Below are 857 nucleotides of genomic sequence, written 5' to 3' on the forward strand. Positions count from 1 at the left end.
GGCCAAAGCATATCGATGACTATCTAGGGCAGTCGCACTTACTGGGCGACTCAGGGCCTCTGCGCAAGGCGATCGAACAAAAGATTCTCCACTCTATGATTCTCTGGGGCCCCCCAGGTGTTGGTAAAACAAGCTTCGCACGTTTATTGGCAAGCCATTTTGATGTTAATTTTCTTTCGATATCGGCTGTTCTCGGAGGCGTCAAGGAGATCCGCTCGGCTGTAGAAAATGCAAAGGGCGTGATGGCAGCAACCGGTCGCTCAACGATCTTATTTGTCGATGAGGTACATCGGTTCAACAAAGCGCAACAAGATGCCTTTTTGCCTTATATCGAAGATGGCACCTTTATTTTTGTCGGCGCAACAACCGAAAACCCGTCTTTTGAATTGAATAACGCATTGCTCTCGAGAGCGCGCGTTTATGTTTTGAATGAGTTAGATGATGACGCGCTCGCGCACTTGATCGACAAGGCCCTATCTTCGGCCGATGGTTATGCGGGTGTCGATATAGATTTCCCAGATGCGTTAAGAAAGGCGCTGGTGCAATCATCGAATGGCGACGCACGGACTNTGTTGAACTTTCTTGAGCTTGCTGTTGATCTCGCTGAGCCGATTGGTGAGCGGAAGGTGATCACAGAAGACACCTTAGTCGCCATTATGCAAACAAGTCTGAAGCGCTTTGATAAAGGCGGCGACTTGTTTTACGAGCAAATCTCGGCACTGCATAAAGCCGTGCGAGGCTCCGATCCGGACGCGTCTCTATATTGGATGCAGAGAATGCTTCAAGGTGGCTGCGATCCGCTTTATATTGCGCGGCGAGTAGTGCGTATGGCTAGCGAGGACATTGGAAATGCAGAT

At 49.8% G+C, this 857-nt stretch carries 1 protein-coding gene; it reads left to right on the forward strand.

Going from position 1 to position 857, the window contains the following annotated elements; translation table 11 throughout:
• Nucleotides 1-857, forward strand: an 857-nt coding sequence (locus tag A3750_RS23585) for a replication-associated recombination protein A (protein WP_156498888.1), incomplete at both ends; no start/stop codon positions are given.

It is taken from the genome of Oleiphilus sp. HI0079, from assembly GCF_001635105.1.